We start from the raw sequence: 16966 nt of genomic DNA on the forward strand, positions 1-16966 counted from the left end.
AATCACCCCACCCTTCTGGAGAGGAACAACCATGAGATTCGCGAAGAACCGGCTACGCGCCACCGCGTCCGCCGCCGTCACGGTGGCCATGGGTGCGGCCGCGCTCACCGCACTCCCTGCCACCGCGAGCGCGGCCGGCGAGGGGCTGAGCGTCCAGTACCGGACGAGTGCCACGGGAGCCACCGCCGACCAGGCCGAACCCTGGTTCAAGGTGAAGAACACCGGCGACACGGGCGTTCCACTGCAGAACGTCAAGATCCGCTACTACTTCAAGGCCGACTCCGCGAGCGCGACCTATCGCTTCGCCTGTTCCTGGGCCGTCAAGGGCTGCGCCAACGTCACGGGCACCTTCGGAACGCTCGCCAATCCGACCGCCACCGCCGACCGCTACCTGGAGATCGGCTTCACCTCCGGTGCAGGTTCGCTCGCTCCGGGCGCGGACACCGGAGACCTGCAGCTGCGTTTCCACCAGTCGACGTGGGCCTCGCTGAACCAGAGCGACGACTACTCCTTCGGCGCAGCGCAGACGTCGTACGGCGACTGGTCCAAGGTCACGGCGCAGCTGGCCGGCACCACCCTGTGGGGCAGTGCCCCCGCGGGCAACGAGCCGACGGACCCGCCCACCGACCCGCCGACCGATCCTCCGGCCGACGGTGCCACGCTGTTCGACGACTTCAACTACAGCAGCCACAGCGACCCGAAGATCTCGGCGAACGGCTGGAGCGTGCGCTCCAACTCCGGCGGCCCCGGCGTGCCCGGCGCGACCTGGGCGCCCGAGAACGTCACCTTCGCCACCACGAGCGGCAACTCCGTCATGAACCTGGAGACCTCGACCGCCGGCACCGGGGCGAGCACCGAGCAGACCGAGATCCTCACTCAGGCGAGGAAGTTCAAGAACGGCACCTACGCGGCCCGGGTCAAGTTCAGCGACGCACCCAAGTACGGGCCGGACGGCGACCACCTCGTCCAGACGTTCTTCACCATCAACGACCTCACGGCACCGATGGCGGACGACTACGCCGAGTACGACTTCGAGTACCTGCCCAACGGCGGCTGGGGCGAGCCGTCCAACATCCTCTACACGACATCCTGGGAGACGTACCAGGCCGACCCGTGGGTGGCGGTCAACCAGCACACCGAGAGCCGCCAGAGCTACGCCGGCTGGCACGACCTGGTGCTCACGATCGACAACAGCAGCATCAAGTACTACATCGACGGTCAGCTCTTCGGCACCCATGACTCCGCGTACCTGCCGGAGCGGCCGATGTCGATCAACTTCAACCAGTGGCTGATCGACTTCGGCGGCCTGGCCAGCACCGCCGCGCGGGCGTACGACGAGCAGGTCGACTACGTCCTGCACGTCAAGGACCAGGTCCTCACGCCGTCCCAGGTCGCCGCCAAGGTGACGGCGTACCGCAGCGCGGGCACCACGTTCGAGGACACCGTCCCCAGCAGTTGAGTTCAGCGCACGGCGCCGGGGCCCTGTGGATCACCGGCCCCGGCGCCTTCGCCCGAGGCGCCTGCAGCAGCACCTCAGCGTCGTGGAGGGCACGCACCGCCTGGTTAGGGCGCGGCGTCCTCCAGGCTGCGCCCGCTCGTCTCCTCCGCCCCGACCCTCGCCGTCAGCGAGCCGACCAGGGCGACGGCGGCCAGCGTCACGAAGACCGTGCCGATCGCGCCGCCCGCGTAGACCGCGCCCACGACGATCGGGCCGAGGATGATGCCCAGGCGGTTCATGGCGCCGCCCAGACTGACGCCCAGGGCCCTGATCCGGGTCGGGAAGAGTTCGGGCGTGTACACGTAGAGGCAGATGTTGCAGCCGAAGAGGAACACGGCGGCCAGAGACGTCCAGGCCAGGACGCCGACCGCGGTGCCGGTGGCCGACAGGCCGAGGACGAGCAGACACACCGCCGCGGCGCTCAAGCACCAGATCACCGTGTTGCGTCGGCCGGCCCGGTCGACGGTGAGGGCGACGATCAGGCAGCCGAGCAGGCCCGCGCCGCTCGTCACCGTCGAGTAGAGGAGGGCCGTCGAGAGGTCGAGGTGGAAGCGGGTGCCGTAGATGGTGGGCAGCCAGGAGGTGATGCCGTAGTTCACGAAGTAGCCGGTGAACCAGAGGAGCCCGACGACGATCATGCGCTTGCGGTATCTGCCGCTCAGCAGCTCGCCCAGGCCGCCCTTGCCCTGGGGCGGCGCGGCGGACGGCGCGGGCTGCGGATCAGGCAGCGGGGTACCGGTGATCTTCTCGACCTTCGCCTCGATCGACGCCATCGTGGCGAGGGCCTTCTCGTTCTGCCCGTGGCCGGCGAGCCAGCGGGGGGACTCGGGTACGTAGCGGAGGATGACCAGGCACAGGACCGCGGGAAGGGCCGCGAGGCCGAACATCCAGCGCCAGCCCAACAGGGGTACCAGCCAGTAGGCGACGAGTGCTCCGGCGGTGAGGCCGGCCGGAAAGACCAGTTCGAAGAGGAGGACGAAGCGGCCGCGCTGGTGGGCGCGGGTGATCTCCGCGATGAAGGTGGCGGCGATGGGTACCTCGCCGCCGATGGCCATGCCCTGGACGAAGCGGATCGCCATGAAGGGTTCGGGCGAGGTGCACAGGGTCAGCGCGAGGTTGCAGAGGCTGGCCAGGGCGATACAGGCGGCGATGACCTTGACCCGCCCTATGCGGTCGGCGAGCCGGCCCGACACCAGTGCGCCGACGAGCATGCCGATCGATCCGACGGTCATCAGGGCGGTGGTGTGACCGGTGCCCAGGCTCCACTCGGTGCGCAGCTGGGGGAGGGCGTAGGCGATCAGGAGCTGGTCGAAGGCCTCGAAGAAGGTGGCGGTTCCGATGATGAGCCGGACCATCACCTGCCAGCGGCACAGGGGCAGGCGTTCGAAGCGGGCGCCGATGTCGGCCGCGAGCGGGGGTGCGTCGCCTGGTCGATCTGTGGCGGCGCGGTGTGCGTCGATCGTCATGGCTGGTCTCCGGATCCGTACGGCGGTGGTGGGGGACGGGACCGCACGGGAGGGTTCGGGCCGCGAGGGTACGACGGTATACGTGTACCGGGCAGCTGTAAGGGCGGGGACGGGGACGGCGGGCCGGAACGAGGGGCTGCGCGGACTGTGCCGACGCCCCAGTTCTGTAGGTGCTGAACATCTCAGCGCTTAATGTTCTACCGGCAGCCCACCGAGGTTAGGCAAGCCTTATCCCTGACCTGGAAGAAATTTCTCCGGCGGGACCCCCTTGCGGTCAAATTAGTTAAGCCCTTAGATTTCTAGTACTTCGACATCGCAGCCGAGGCCTAACGCCCGCCGTGTCGGAGGTCACCCCGTACCGCCCTCATCCGGAGGTCCCCATGCCGCGCATCCCTGCCGACGAGATCCTCATCGCGGGCCACTGGCGACGTGGTCGAGGCCTGCCCATCCACACCGTGAACCCGGCCGACGGCACCGTCATCACCACGGTCCACGCCGCCTCGGCGGACGACGTGGAGGAGGCCGCGCATGCCGCCGCCGCGGCCGCCGCCGCACCCCGATGGCGCGACCTCCTGCCCCACCAGCGGGCCCGCGTCCTGTATCGGATCGGCGACGTGATCGAGGAGCACGCCGGGGAGCTGTCCGCGTTGCAGACGGCCGACACCGGCAAGACCCTCGGCGAGACCCACGCCCTGGCGCTGAGCGCGGCCGGGACCTTCCGGTACACCGCCGCGGCGCTGGAGACGGCCGAGGATGCCCTCACACCGCCCCGTGGCACGTACGTCACGATGAGCGTGCACGAGCCGATCGGCGTCGTCGGCGCGATCAACCCGTGGAACTCGCCGATCGCCTCCGACGCGCAGAAGGTCGCGCCCGCACTGGCCGGCGGGAACGCCGTCCTGCTCAAGCCCGCCGAGTGGACGCCACTGGTCTCCCTCGCCTTCGGCCGCCTCGTCCACCAGGTACTCACCGACTTCGGGCTGCCCACCGAGCTGCTGGCCGTCGTGCCGGGCAAGGGCCGCATCGTGGGCGACGCGATCGTCAGGCACCCGCTCGTCGGACGGATCGGCTTCACCGGCGGAACCGGCACCGGGCGCGGTATCGCCCGTATCGCCGCCGACAAGCTGATCCCCGCCTCGCTCGAACTCGGCGGCAAGTCGCCGACGATCGTGCGCGAGGACGCGGACGTCGAACAGGCCCTCGCAGGCGTGATGTACGGGATCTTCTCCTCCAGCGGCCAGTCCTGCATCGCCGGATCGCGGCTCTTCGTCCACTCGTCGCTGTACGACTCCTTTGTCGGCGAACTCGTCGAACGTGTGGGCAAGTTGCGCGTGGGAGCCGGCACGTCCCCCGACACGCAGGTGGCACCGCTGGTGCACCACAAGCATCGCGACGCGGTCGCCGCCTACGTCGACCTGGCGCGCGAGGAGGGCGGCCGGGTGCTCTGCGGCGGCGCCGTACCCGAGGGCGAGCCGTACGCGAAGGGCGCCTACTACCTGCCGACCGTGATCGACGCACTGCCCAACTCCGCCCGCACCTGCCAGGAGGAGATCTTCGGCCCCGTGCTCGTCGCGCTTCCCTACGACGACGAGGACGAACTCGTCACCCAGGCCAACGACTCCGTCTTCGGACTCGCCTGCGGCATCTGGACGCGGGACCTGCGTGCCGCCTGGCGGCTCGGGCGGCGGATCGAGGCCGGGACCGTCTGGATCAACACCTACAAGCAGTTCTCCATCTCCACCCCCTTCGGCGGGATGAAGGAGTCCGGCCTCGGCATCGAGAAGGGCCGTGACCTGATCCGCGCCTACCAGCGGCAGAAGTCCCTGTACTGGGGCGCCGACAGCACGCCGCTGCCGTGGGCCAACTGACGACCCCTCTGGGAGATTTCGCTATGAACCACCCCCCGATCGCCCGGCTGCGCGCACTGCGCTCGGTCGAGCTGCTCACCCCGAACTTCGCCGAGGCCGCCGACTTCTACGCGGAGGTCTGGGGCCTGGAGGTCGTCGAGGCCGGACACAGCGCGAGCTGGCTGCGCGGCACCGGGAAGGAACACCACGCCCTGCAACTCACCCGGGCCGAAAGGGTCGGCCTGGGCCGGCTCTCCTTCGCCGTCGGCACACCCGCCGAGGTGGACGAGGCCGCGCGCCGACTGGAGGCGCGGGGGATCGCGTTCGTCAGCGCGCCCGGCCCCCTCGACCAGGTCGGCGGCGGATACGGACTGAGGTTCCACGACCTCGACGGACGGCTGATCGAACTCTCCGCCGACATCTGGGCGGTCACGGCACGAGGCCGCGACGAGGCACTGCCGGTCGGTGTCACCCACGCGGTCCTCAACACCACCGACATCGACGCCTCCGTCGCCTTCTACCGCGAGGTCCTCGGCATGCGGGTCTCGGACTGGTCCGAGCACCAGATGGCGTTCCTGCGCTGCAACACCGACCACCACTGCATCGCCTTCAACCAGGCGCCGTGGGTCTCCCTCAACCACGTGGCGTACGAGATGAGTTCGCTCGACCACTTCATGCGAGGGCTCGGCCGACTCAAGCACCACGGGATCAACCCCGAGTGGGGACCCGGCCGGCACGGCCCCGGCAACAACACCTTCTCCTACTTCACCGACCCGAGCGGTCTGGTCTGCGAGTACACCTCCGAGGTCGCGCAGATCGTTGAGGACGCCTGGATCTGCCGGACCTGGCGGCGGACACCCGAACTGTCCGACACCTGGGGCACGGCCGGTCCGCCGTCGAAGCTCATCCGCGCCCACATGGCGGGCACGCCCGACGGAAGCCCCGTCCTCCCGCCCGTCGATGCCGAAGGAGTCACAGCATGAGCAGGGTTCGCAAGGTCGGTCTCATCGGCTGGGGTGCCATCGGCCGGGTCGTGGGCAACGCGATCGCGGGCGGTGAGGTACCGGGTGCCGAACTGGTGGCCGTCGTCGACAACCGGCCACTCGGGGACGCGGTTCCCGCACCGCAGATGACCGTGGACGAGGCACTGGAGTCCTGCGACCTGATCGTCGAGGCCGCCGGACAGGGCGTCGTCCGGGGCTGGGGCGAGACGATCCTCGCCTCCGGCACCGACCTCCTCGTGGCCTCCACCGGTGCCCTGACCGACGAGGAACTGTCGAAGAAGCTCCTGACCACCGGGCCGGGCCGCGTCTACTTCACCGGGGGAGCGGTCGGTGGACTCGACCTGCTCCAGGCGGCGCGTGCCATGGGACCGCTCGGCGAGATCAAGCTGACCACCACCAAGTGGCCCTCGACCCTCGAACAGCCCTGGATGGACGAGGACATGCTGGCCGCGATGCGCTCGGCGACCGGGCCCGTCGAGGTGATGCGCGGCACCGCGCGCGAGGTGCCGGTCAAGTTCCCCAAGTCGACCAACGTCGCCGCCTCCGTGGCGCTCGCGGTCGGCGACCTCGACGCCGTGCGGGTCAGTGTCGTCGCCGACCCGGCCGCCGTGCACACCTCGCACGTGATCGAGGCGAACGGACCGCAGGGCTCGTACCGCTTCGAGGTACGCCACCAGCCGGACGCCGCCAACCCGGCGACCAGCCAGGTCGTTCCGTATGCCGTACTGCGCTCGCTGGCGGCCCTGGCCGGACGCTCGGGCCAGATCCTGTGACCGCGTACGACATCGCCGGGCTGCACCTGGAGCGGGCGGGCACCGACGGTCCGCTCGTGCTGTGCCTGCACGGCATCGGCTCGTCCTCGGCCGCCTTCGCACCGCAACTGGAGGCGCTCGGGCGCGACTTCCGGGTGCTGGCCTGGGACGCCCCGGGCTACGGCAAGTCGGCCGACCCCGACAGCGCGCTCACGCTGGACGACTTCGCCGACACCGCCGCCGAGGTCATCCGCGCACACGGCGGCCGGGCCCACGTCGTAGGCGTCTCCTGGGGCGGCGTGATCGCGCTGCGGCTCGCCACCCGCCACTCCGACCTCGTCGACTCGCTCACCGTCGCCGACTCCACCCCCGGCTCGGCGACGAGCCCCGAGAAGGCCGCCGGGATGCGCGCCCGAGTCCCCGAACTCGCGGAACTCGGGCCACGTGCCTTCGCCGAGCGGCGCGGCCCTCGCCTCGTCTCCCAGGACGCGCCGTACGAACTCGTCCAGCGCGTCGTCGACACCATGGCCGGCTCGATCCGCCTGCCCGGCTACGGCCACGCGGCCGAGTCCATGGCCACCACCGACCTGCGCGGCGAACTCGCCCGGGTCACCGCGCCCACCCTCGTCCTGTGCGGCGACCAGGACCGCATCACCGGTCCCGAAGCCTCACAGGTCCTGGCCGGCGGTCTGCGCAAGACCGCGTACGTGATCGTCAAGGACGCCGGTCACCTGGCCAACCAGGAGCGGCCCGAGCACTTCAACGCCTGGCTGCTCTCCCACCTGCACATCGTCACCAACGCCAAGACCAGCAAGGGATGACCACCATGCCGCTGACCACCACCGAATACGACAACGGCGGGGACCTCGCCAAGTACACCGACGCCCTCATCGCCACCAAGAACTCCCGCGAGCCCGACTGGGGCACCCTGTCCTTCCAGGAGAAGGCCGGCCCGCAGTACAAGCGCGCGCAGATCCGCTACGTCGGCTCCGGCGCCACCGGCAACCACGAGAACGACAACCGCATCCTCCCCTCCGGCGGCTTCACCTTCTCCAACATGCTGCTGCCGCCCGGCGCCGAGGGCCCGGCCCACACCCACCACGACGTCGAGGAGGCCTTCTTCGTCCTGGAGGGCCAGGTCCGCGTCGGCATCCACCGCGGCCCCGACGAGGTCGAGTACCGCACGCTCGGCTACCGCGACATGATCGTGGTGCCGGCCGGGGTGACCCGCTCCCTGAAGAACGAGGGCGACACCGACGCGCTCTTCTGCGTGATCATCGGCACGCAGAAGCCTCAGGTGCCGACCTACCCCGAGTACTCGCCGCTGTACGGCGTCACGCGTGACTGAGCGGCCGCGCACGGTCGTCGTCACCGGCGGGGGCCGTGGCCTGGGGGAGGCCATGGCCCGCCGGGCCGGCGCGGACGGGTACCGGGTCGTCGTCGCCGAGCTCAACGAGGAGTGGGGCCGGCGCACGGCCGCCGCCATTCAAGAGGCGGGCGGCGAGGCGGAGTTCGCGCCCCTCGACATCGCCGATCCGGCTTCGGTCGAGGCGCTGGCCGCCCGGCTGGCGCCGTATGGCACCGTCCACGGGCTGGTCAACAACGCGGCACTCGCCAACGGCGTGGGCGGCAAGTACTTCCACGACATCGACGTCGAGGCGTGGGACCGGCTGATGACGGTCAACGCGCGCGGGCCCTGGCTCGTCGCCAAGCACCTGCTGCCGCTGATGTCGTGCCCCGGCCGCATCGTCAACATCGCCTCGGACGCCGCGCTGTACGGCTCGCCACGGCTCGCCCACTACATCGCCTCCAAGGGTGCCGTCATCGCGCTGACCCGGGCCATGGCCCGCGAGCTGGGCCCCGAGGGCATCACGGTGAACGCCGTGGCGCCGGGACTGACGGAGGTCGAGGCGACGCGGGACGTACCCGCCGAACGGCACGCGCTGTACGCGCACAACCGGGCCATTCCCCGGTCCCAGCAGCCCGACGACCTGGTCGGGGCGGTCGCGTTCCTCCTCGGCGCCGAGTCGGGATATCTGACCGGCCAAGTGATCGCCGTCAACGGCGGCTTCACGATGCACTGATCCACCCCTGCAAGGAGTTCTCATGGACCTCGGCCTCGCCGACCGCACCGTACTGGTCACCGGCGGCAGCTCGGGTGTCGGCCTCGCCACGGTCCGGGCCCTGCTCGACGAAGGCGCCAACGTCGCCACCTGCGGGCGCGACGCGGACCGGCTCGCCCGGGCGGCCGCCCAGCTGGGGGCCGGCCCGGACCGGTTGTTCCGCGGCGTGTGCGACGTACGCGACACCGCCGCCGTGGGCCACTTCGTCGAGCGCGCCGCCGCACACTTCGGCGGACGCCTCGACGCACTCGTCAACAACGCGGGCCAGTCCCGCATGAAGCCGCTCGACCAGACGACCGCCGAGGACTGGCGTGACGAGCTGGAGCTGAAGTTCGCCGGGGTGCTCAACCCCCTGGCCGCCGCCCGTGCTCACCTGCGCGCCTCGGACTCGGCCGCGATCGTCAACGTCAACGCCGTCCTGGCCAAGCAGCCCGAGACCCGGCTGATCACCACCAGCGCGGCGCGCGCCGGGATCCTCAACCTCTCCAAATCCCTCGCCACCGAACTCGCCGGCGACGGTATCCGCGTCAACTCCGTCTGCCTCGGCCTCATCGACACCGGCCAGTGGGCCCGCCGCCACACGGCCGCCGACAGCGGTCTCACCTACGAGGAGTGGCAGGCCCGGCTGGCCGCCGACCGGGGCGTCGCACTCGGGCGGCTCGGCCGCGCCGATGAGGTCGCCTACGCGATCGTCTCCCTGCTGTCACCGCGCGCCTCCTACATCACCGGAACCAGCATCGACGTCTGCGGCGGAGTCGGCCGCGGCATCCTCTGAGGAGCCCTCCATGACCCCTGTGACCCACCGCAATGGAGGCGAGCTCCTCGCCGCCCACCTCGCCTCACTGGGCATCGACACCGTCTTCGGCATCGTCTCGGTGCACAACCTCCCGCTCGTCGAGGCCATCGACGCCGACCCCGCACTGCGCTTCGTACCCGTGCGCCACGAGGCCACCGCCGTGAACGCCGCCGACGCCTACGGCCGCGCCCGCGGCGGCATCGGCTGCGCGCTCACGTCGACCGGAACAGGCGCGGGCAACGCCGCCGGCTCCCTCGTCGAGGCCCTCTCCTCGGGAACGGCCGTCCTGCACATCACCGGCCAGGTCGAGACCGCCCACCTCGGCAGCGGGCGGGGCTTCATCCACGAGACCAAGGACCAGCTCGGGATGCTCACAGCGGTGTCGAAGTACGCCGTCACCGTCACCTCCACCCAGGACGCGGGCCGCATCCTGCGCGAGGCGTCCGTCGCCGCCCTCACCGCACCCGGCGGGCCCGCCAGCGTCGAATGGCCGATCGACCTCCAGTACGCCGCCCAGCACGACACCGGCTCACCCGTCGCGGCCGTCGAGCCGCCGACACCCGACGCCGCCGAGCTCGATGCCGCACGCGAACTGCTGGCCTCCGCCCGCCGACCGCTGATCTGGGCGGGCGGCGGCGCGAACAGCGCGCGCACCGAGCTCCTGGCGCTCGTTGAGGCCACTGGCGCCGGGCTGCTCACCTCCAACTCCGGGCGCGGTTGCGTACCCGAGGACCACGACCTGGTCATCGGCAACTTCGCCACCACCCCCGCCGGCCGCGCCCTGCTGAAGGACGCCGACGTCCTCGTCACCATCGGCACCCACTTCCGCTCCAACGAGACCGCCGACTACGGACTCGAACTCCCCGCCGCGCACATCCAGATCGACATCGACGCCGCCGCCCTCGGCCGCGTCTACCCGGCCCGCCACGCCCTCCACGGCGCAGCGGACGCGACCCTGCCCCGGCTCACCACGACGGCGCGGCGCGCCGACGCCGCCTGGACGGCCCGCGTCCGCGAGGTCCGCGACGAGGTGCGCGCCACCCTGCACGACAACATCGGCCCCCAGGCCGCCATCTGCGACGCCCTCGCCGCCGCCCTTCCCCGCGGTGCCGTGGTCGCCCGCGACGTCACGATCCCGTCCTCCTCCTGGGGCAACCGCCTGCTGCCCATGCACGATCCGCGCGCCAACGTCTTCCCGCGCGGCGGCGGCATCGGCCAGGGCCTGGGCATGGGCATCGGCGCGGCCCTCGCCCGCCCCGACCGGCCGACCGTGGTCATCGCCGGCGACGGCGGACTCGCCGTCCACTTCGGTGAGCTGCTCACGCTGGCCCAGGAGCGACCGCGCCTGACACTCCTCGTCTTCAACGACGGCGGCTACGGCGTGCTGCGCAACATGCAGGACAAGTACGGCGAACGCCGCTCCGGCGTCGACCTGTTCACACCCGACTTCGCACAGCTCGCCGCCGCCTGCGGACTCGCCTACGCGCGAATCGCCGACGAGACCGACGCCAAGGCCGTCATCACGGCCGCCGTCGCCTCCGACGGACCCACCCTCGTCGAGGTGGACCTGAGCGCACTCGGCCCGATGAAGAACCCGTTCACCCCGCCCGTGAAGATCCCCACCGCGTAAGGAGGCCCCCCTTCCATGAGCACCACCGAAGAGCAGGAGCTCGACCTCCTCGTCCACCGCATGACCTGGGAGGCGGAGGGCGTCCTCTCCGTCGAACTGACCCACCCCGACGGCAAGCCGCTGCCCGCGTGGACACCGGGCGCGCACGTGGACCTTCATGTCGGCGGCCACGTGCGCCAATACAGCCTGTGCGGCGAACCGGCGGACACCGGCGTGTACCGGCTCGGCATCCTCAACGAACCGTCCTCACGTGGCGGTTCACGCCACGTGCACAACAAGCTGCGGCCCGGCCACACTGTGCGGGTGGCCGGGCCGCGCAACCACTTCGCGCTCGAACCCGCCGCCTCCTACGTCTTCATCGTCGGCGGTATCGGCATCACCCCCGTCCTCGCAATGGCCGGGCAGTCTCAACGAGACGGCATCCCCTACCGATTGGTCCACGGCGGGCGCACACGTACATCGATGGCGTTCGGCGGCGAGCTCGCCGCGCTCACCGGCGGCGAGGTGACCCTCGTACCGCAGGACGAGCAGGGCCACATCGACCTGGCGGGCATCCTCGCGGACCTTCCCGCCGACGCGCTGGTGTACTGCTGCGGTCCCGAACCGCTGCTGAAAGCCGTCGAAGAGGCAGTTCCCACGGGGCAGTTGAGAGTCGAACGGTTCGCCGCCCCCGTGGTCGAACGCAACGGCGACGACAGCGCCTTCGAAGCCGAGTGCCGTACCTCCGGGGTGACCCTGAATGTCGGCCCCGACACCTCCATCCTGGAGGCCGCCGAGAACGCCGGGCTGAGCGTCAGCTCCTCCTGCCGCGACGGCATCTGTGGCTCTTGCGAGACCCGCGTCCTCGCCGGCACCCCCGACCACCGCGACTTCCTGCTCACCGAGGCCGAGCACGCGGCCGGCGAGACGATGATGATCTGCGTCTCGCGCTGCGCCTCGGACCGTCTTGTCCTGGACCTCTGAGAACCCGCACGGAGAACCGATGCCCGACACGTGGCCCTACCTGGCCCCCCACCAGACCCGCGACCACCAGCCGACCCCCTACGAGGTGAAGCTCGCGCGCACCCTTGAGGACATCTTCACCAAGGACGGCCACGAACTGACCGACGTGGTCGACGGCCTCAACTCCCGCCAACTGCACACACCCACGGGAGAGCCCTGGACCGAGGAGTCCTTCCGCGCCGAGATGCACCGACTGGGAGCCTGAGATGACGCTTTCCACCCACGACACCGCCGAGCACATCTACGCCCACGGCCTGCGCAACCAGTGGCACCCCGTCGTACCGTCCCACTTCGTCGAGCCCGGGGGCATGCGCAAGGTGACCGCCCTCGGCGAGCACTGGCTGCTCTTCCGCAAATCCGACGGCACCCTCTCCCTGCTCGCCGACCGCTGCCCGCACCGGGGCGCCCCGCTGTCGCTGGGCAAGCACCTGGGTGACCGCATCGCCTGCTGGTACCACGGCGTCGAGGTCGACGGCACCGGCAAGGTCACCGCCGTACCGGGCCTGCCGGGCTGCAATCTGGAGGGCAAGACCCTCGTCACCTCGCTGCCCGTACGCGAGGTCGGCGGCGCGATCCTGGCGTACTTCGGCGACGAGGAACACCCCGAGCCGGTGGAACTCACCGTGCCGGACCCGCTGGCCGACGACGACGTGTCCGCCTTCCTGTGCTACGCCGAATGGAACGTCCCGTGGCGGTACGCCATGGAGAACCTCCTCGACCCGATGCACGGCGCGTTCCTTCACAGTGAGTCCCACACCATGTTCGACGGCGACACACAGGCGAAGTTCCGCATCCGTGAGACCGAGCGCGGCTATTTCTTCGAGAAGACCGACCAACGTGGCGTCAACTTCGACTGGGTCGAGCTGTGCCACACCGGAGTCGACTGGGTGGACCTGTCCATCCCCTACCCGCCGTCCGCCGGACCCGGTGGCGCCTTCGGCATCGTCGGCATGGCCTGCCCGGTGGACGCCGAGCGCACCGGCGTCTTCTTCTGGCGCTACCGCAAGGTGCAGGACTGGCAGCGTGACACCTGGCGCTTCCTCTACAAGACCCTCATCGAGACCCGCCACTGGGACGTCCTGGAACAGGACCGCATCATGCTCGAAGGCCTGCCCGCAGACGCCGATCAGCACGAGAACCTCTACCAGCACGACCTCGGCATCGTCCGCCTGCGGCGCATGTACCAGGCCCAGGCGAAGCGGCAGTCGACGGTGCGGCTCACCGGTTGAGCGGTGCCCACACGAGGCTGGACGGGCGTCCCGAGCCGGGGCGTCCCTCGTCTGCCGTCCGGGTCAGCCGGGCTCCGGCCCGTCCGGCCCGGCGTCGTCGGATTCCACGATCGAGCGCTCCAACTTGGAGAGCAGGCCGGCAAGTTGACGGCGCTCGGCGGGCGACAGTCCGCCCAGCATCCGGCGCTCGTTCTCCAGGTGCGCGGCGAACAGTTCGTTCACCTTGCTCAGCCCGGCGTCGGTCAGCCGTGAGTACACGACACGACGGTCCTCGGCGTCGCGCTCCCGCACGAGCAGGCCGTCCTTCTCGAGCCGGTCCAGACGCAGGGTCACACCCGCCGACGAGATGAGCCCCGAGGCGGCGAGCTGCCCGGCGGTGAGCCGGTACGGGGCGCCGGCCCGGCGCAGCGCGGTGAGGACGTCGAACCCGGCGACGGACAGGCCGTGCGCGTCGAGCTGCGAGACCATCCTGGACTGGTACTGCAGATACGAGCGGTGCAGGCGGGCGAGCACCTCCAGCGGCGAGGTGTCCAGCTCGGGCCGCTCACGTGCCCAGGCATCGACAATCCCCGAAACGGCATCCGGCCGCTTTGCCGCCCTGCGCTGAGCCATGGCTTCCCTTCGGGACGCGTATGCGATGTTGAAATCTTAGCCCTAAGGGAATGCGTGCCTCCTGACGAGGACGGCTTCACTTGAGGCGGCCACCCTGAAGGCGGTGCCGTGCGGCCCGCTGCTCAGCTTGTAGCTGTTGCGGTGGTTGCGGCAGAGCCCCGCCGGCGGGCGGAGCTCAGGGACGCCTGCGGGACGTTCGTCACTGGATCGGAGGCGTGGTCATTTACGCGCCGACGCGGGCACCTGACCCTCGCGGAACAGCACGAGGTGTTCGTGGTAGAGGACTCCGTCGCGGATGTCGCCGGTGGCGGTGAAGCCGGTGTCGTCGACGTAGTCGAGGTGGTTGCCGGTGACGGTGTAGCTGCCGGTGTAGGCGCTCTGGCGGTTTCCTCGGGCTTCGTCGTAGCGGCCGTTCGGCAGCAGTTCCTGGCGGATGAAACCGTCGGCGGTCACCCAAAGCCCAACGTAGTGGTGAGGCTTCGCTGTCGAGTGGCTGCTGGGCGTTGCGGTCCCGGGGGTGTGCGGAGGCGAGGAGGGAGTGCGGGGGCTCGGTGCGCCGGGCTCAGCAAGGAATCCCGCCGCGACCAGGATCCCGGTTGCGGCGACTCCGCCTGCCATTCGCGCAAGCGTTGTGCGTGTCATCGGTTTTCGTATCTCTTCTGATGGGTTGTCTGGCTGCGGACCGGGCGCGGTTGCCGGGCAGGGTCAGGCAGCCTGTGCCGGGGAATCCATTTCACTGAGCCCGCATTCGCATTCCGTACTGTCGGAAGGTTCGACGACCCGTGCCGAACGGGCGGCTCGGTTTCGGAGAATGTAGGTGCCGCCGCTCAGAGAACGGAGCGGCGTCACGCGGCTCTTGACCTGAATTCGTGTCGGTGTGTTCATGCTTCAATGATTGGCTGACGAGTTAGGGCTATCCAGGCCGCGGATTTCAGCGGAGCGGTGCTCCCGGGACTGCGGCACCCACGCTGGTTCGTACGGGGAACGGTGGTCGGTGCGGCGCTAGTGCCGCATCAGGCAACGTTCGCCCCGCCGTGACTCGCAGTCCGGGGTCAGGTCTGGGCGGCGTGCATCCGCCATGTTGTCCTGGTGGCTGAGCGGGTACAGGTACGAGAGATCGATGACGACGAGGGCGCGCGGCTGCTGCGGATCATCCGCAGGGGCACCGGGTCGGTGGTGACCTGGCGGCGGGCCCAGATGGTGTTGCTGTCCGCGCAGGGCAGCCGGTGGCGAGGATCGCTGAGGTGTCGTTCACCAGCAACGACCGGGTCCGGGACGTGATCCACAACTTCAACGCCGACGGTTTCGACTCTCTGTATCCGAAGTACTCCGGTGGCCGGCCGAAGACCTTCACGCTGGCGGAGCGCCGTGAGATAAGGAAGATCGCGAAGTCCAAGCCCACCGAGCATGACCTGCCGTTCTCAACCTGGAGCCTGCCCAAGCTGGCGGACTTTCTGGTCGCCGAGGGGGTGGTCGACGACATCAGCCACGAGGGCCTGCGCATTCTGCTCCGCGAGGAAGGCGTCTCCTTTCAACGCCTGAAGACCTGGAAGACCTCCCGCGACCCGGACTACGCGGCCAAGAAGGCCCGCGTCGAGCACCTGTATGCGATCGCCGACGGCGAGGTCATAGCCGAAGAGGGTGAGTCCGACGTCGTCTTCTGCATGGACGAGTTCGGGCCCCTCAACCTGATGCCGCACCCCGGACGGCAGTGGGCGGAGCGAGGAGGCAAGCACAAGGACCCCGACCGGGAGCCACGCCGGCGGCGCCGGGCGACTTACAACCGCTACGGCGGAGTACGGCACCTGTTCGCCGCCCTGGACCTGGCCAAGGACAAGCTCTACGGCCACATCAAACCGATCAAGCGGCGCACCCAGTTCCTGGAGTTCTGCCGCTACCTGCGCACCCTCTACCCGGCGGACGTCCGCATCGCGATCGTCTGCGACGACTTCTCCCCGCACCTGACCACGAAAAGGTGTCAACGGTCGGTATCTGGGCCGCCGTGAACAACGTCGAGATCGCCTACACGCCGACCAACAGCTCCTGGCTCAACCGCATCGAGGCCCAGTTCACGGCCCTGCGCTACTTCACCCTGGAGGGCACGGACCACGCCGACCACAAGGAGCAGGGCAGCATGATCCGCCGCTACATCATCTGGCGGAACAAGCACGCCACCGACGAGCGCCTGCGGCGAGTTGTACGCAGGGCGAATGTCGCCTGATGTGCATGACCATCACGTGGTTGCAACTCGTGGCTCGTCGGTGATGAAGCCGAGCCGTCGGTTCATGCCGATGGCAGCTGCGTTGTCAGGGTGGTGGAAGGCCCGCAGCCAGTGCATGCCTTGAGAACGCGCGAAGCCGATGGCCAGGAGCTTCATGGCCAGCGAGATTCCCCTTCCCCGGTGGCTGGCCAGCAGCCCGGTCATCTCGCTGAGGGCATGCCCTTCGGGTTGGAGCGACGTGGTTGCCATGCCGACCCATGACCCGCCGTCCAGGGCGAGAACGACACCTTGGGGATCGTAGGTCGGAGTCTCGATACGCTGGGCGAGGTACTCGTCGAACGTGTAGAACTCCCCCCGCTCCGGGATGTCGGCGGAGCACGTCTTGTTCAGGTCGTACAGCGCACGCCGATGTTCAACCGTGTCGCCGACAGCTGCCATGGTCGTGAACTCGATACCAGTCTGCTGGCAGCGTCGGAGGTAAGGCTCGAATCGGGAATCGTCGAACGCATCCAGGTCGAGCTTGAGCCGAACCCACTCGATGGCCATGAGGGCACCTCCAGGATCACCCGCCTGAACACGTTCTCGAAGCCTATCGATCAAGGGCACGTCACATCACAGCAGGGCGAACGATGTCTGATGCGGCACTAGATCGCGGTGAAGCGGCCGTCGGCGGGGACGATGGAGCCGGTGTCTAACGACCTCGTGCATGGTTGGCCGTGGCTCAGCCCCCAGGTGGCTCGTTGAGCTGTGCATGGTGGGGGCTGGGGCGCGTGAGTTGATCGTGGC

Annotated in this window: 15 protein-coding genes and 2 pseudogenes; 13 read left to right on the top strand and 4 right to left on the bottom strand. The window is 69.7% G+C overall.

Annotation, left to right across the window (positions count from 1 at the left end; all coding sequences use genetic code 11):
* The first annotated feature begins 31 nt into the window (after nucleotides 1–31).
* Nucleotides 32–1459, top strand: a complete 1428-nt coding sequence (locus BLU79_RS31340) for a cellulose binding domain-containing protein (RefSeq protein WP_093909306.1) — start codon at nucleotides 32–34, stop codon at nucleotides 1457–1459.
* Between the two features lie 104 nt (nucleotides 1460–1563).
* Here BLU79_RS31340 and BLU79_RS31345 read toward each other — a convergent pair whose 3' ends face one another.
* On the bottom strand, nucleotides 1564–2964 hold the full coding sequence (locus BLU79_RS31345; protein WP_093909307.1) for an MFS transporter: 1401 nt from the start codon (nucleotides 2962–2964) through the stop codon (nucleotides 1564–1566).
* A 380-nt stretch (nucleotides 2965–3344) separates the two neighbouring features.
* Between BLU79_RS31345 and BLU79_RS31350 the strand changes: the two genes are divergently transcribed.
* The 11 genes from BLU79_RS31350 to BLU79_RS31400 are packed head-to-tail and all read left to right on the top strand — an operon-like array spanning nucleotide 3345 to nucleotide 13347.
* Nucleotides 3345–4832, top strand: coding sequence for an aldehyde dehydrogenase family protein (locus tag BLU79_RS31350; protein WP_093909308.1), 1488 nt, complete (start codon nucleotides 3345–3347; stop codon nucleotides 4830–4832).
* 23 nt (nucleotides 4833–4855) lie between these two features.
* Nucleotides 4856–5794: a VOC family protein gene (locus BLU79_RS31355; RefSeq protein WP_093909309.1), complete on the top strand. Its 939-nt coding sequence runs from the start codon at nucleotides 4856–4858 to the stop codon at nucleotides 5792–5794.
* Nucleotides 5791–6588, top strand: a complete 798-nt coding sequence (locus tag BLU79_RS31360) for an aspartate dehydrogenase domain-containing protein (protein ID WP_093909310.1) — start codon at nucleotides 5791–5793, stop codon at nucleotides 6586–6588. The genes BLU79_RS31355 and BLU79_RS31360 overlap by 4 nt, the downstream gene beginning before the upstream one ends.
* Nucleotides 6585–7388 (top strand): alpha/beta fold hydrolase, encoded by an 804-nt coding sequence (locus BLU79_RS31365; RefSeq protein WP_093909311.1) that lies wholly within the window; start codon nucleotides 6585–6587, stop codon nucleotides 7386–7388. The genes BLU79_RS31360 and BLU79_RS31365 overlap by 4 nt, the downstream gene beginning before the upstream one ends.
* A gap of 5 nt (nucleotides 7389–7393) precedes the next feature.
* Entirely contained in the window at nucleotides 7394–7915 is a 522-nt protein-coding gene (locus BLU79_RS31370) for a cupin domain-containing protein (RefSeq protein ID WP_093909356.1), read from the top strand.
* Complete coding sequence (locus BLU79_RS31375) at nucleotides 7908–8651, top strand: SDR family oxidoreductase (RefSeq protein ID WP_093909312.1); 744 nt, start codon at nucleotides 7908–7910, stop codon at nucleotides 8649–8651. Before BLU79_RS31370 ends, BLU79_RS31375 begins: the two co-directional genes overlap by 8 nt.
* Before the next feature lie 22 nt (nucleotides 8652–8673).
* Nucleotides 8674–9465, top strand: coding sequence for an SDR family oxidoreductase (locus BLU79_RS31380; RefSeq protein ID WP_093909313.1), 792 nt, complete (start codon nucleotides 8674–8676; stop codon nucleotides 9463–9465).
* A gap of 10 nt (nucleotides 9466–9475) precedes the next feature.
* Entirely contained in the window at nucleotides 9476–11116 is a 1641-nt protein-coding gene (locus BLU79_RS31385) for a thiamine pyrophosphate-binding protein (RefSeq protein WP_371131973.1), read from the top strand.
* Between the two features lie 15 nt (nucleotides 11117–11131).
* A complete protein-coding gene (locus tag BLU79_RS31390; RefSeq protein ID WP_093909314.1) occupies nucleotides 11132–12079 on the top strand; it encodes a PDR/VanB family oxidoreductase in 948 nt (315 codons plus the stop codon).
* Between the two features lie 19 nt (nucleotides 12080–12098).
* Nucleotides 12099–12323, top strand: a complete 225-nt coding sequence (locus BLU79_RS31395; RefSeq protein WP_093909315.1) for a recombinase-like helix-turn-helix domain-containing protein — start codon at nucleotides 12099–12101, stop codon at nucleotides 12321–12323.
* Between the two features lies 1 nt (nucleotide 12324).
* Complete coding sequence (locus BLU79_RS31400; protein WP_093909316.1) at nucleotides 12325–13347, top strand: aromatic ring-hydroxylating oxygenase subunit alpha; 1023 nt, start codon at nucleotides 12325–12327, stop codon at nucleotides 13345–13347.
* Between the two features lie 63 nt (nucleotides 13348–13410).
* Here the strand turns inward: BLU79_RS31400 and BLU79_RS31405 are convergent, their stop codons facing one another.
* Both BLU79_RS31405 and BLU79_RS48625 read right to left on the bottom strand, forming a co-directional pair.
* Complete coding sequence (locus BLU79_RS31405; RefSeq protein WP_093909317.1) at nucleotides 13411–13959, bottom strand: MarR family winged helix-turn-helix transcriptional regulator; 549 nt, start codon at nucleotides 13957–13959, stop codon at nucleotides 13411–13413.
* A 219-nt stretch (nucleotides 13960–14178) separates the two neighbouring features.
* Nucleotides 14179–14424, bottom strand: a pseudogene (locus BLU79_RS48625) (Atu4866 domain-containing protein); the annotation flags it as partial.
* A gap of 624 nt (nucleotides 14425–15048) precedes the next feature.
* Here BLU79_RS48625 and BLU79_RS31415 point away from each other — a divergent pair.
* Nucleotides 15049–16180 (top strand): annotated as a pseudogene (locus tag BLU79_RS31415) (IS630 family transposase).
* Between the two features lie 12 nt (nucleotides 16181–16192).
* On the opposite strand, the gene BLU79_RS31420 reads toward BLU79_RS31415, so the two are convergent.
* Nucleotides 16193–16726, bottom strand: a complete 534-nt coding sequence (locus BLU79_RS31420; protein ID WP_093909319.1) for a GNAT family N-acetyltransferase — start codon at nucleotides 16724–16726, stop codon at nucleotides 16193–16195.
* Nucleotides 16727–16966: the final 240 nt, after the last annotated feature.

Source organism: Streptomyces sp. cf386 (genome assembly GCF_900103585.1).
Classification (GTDB): Bacteria; Actinomycetota; Actinomycetes; order Streptomycetales; family Streptomycetaceae; genus Streptomyces.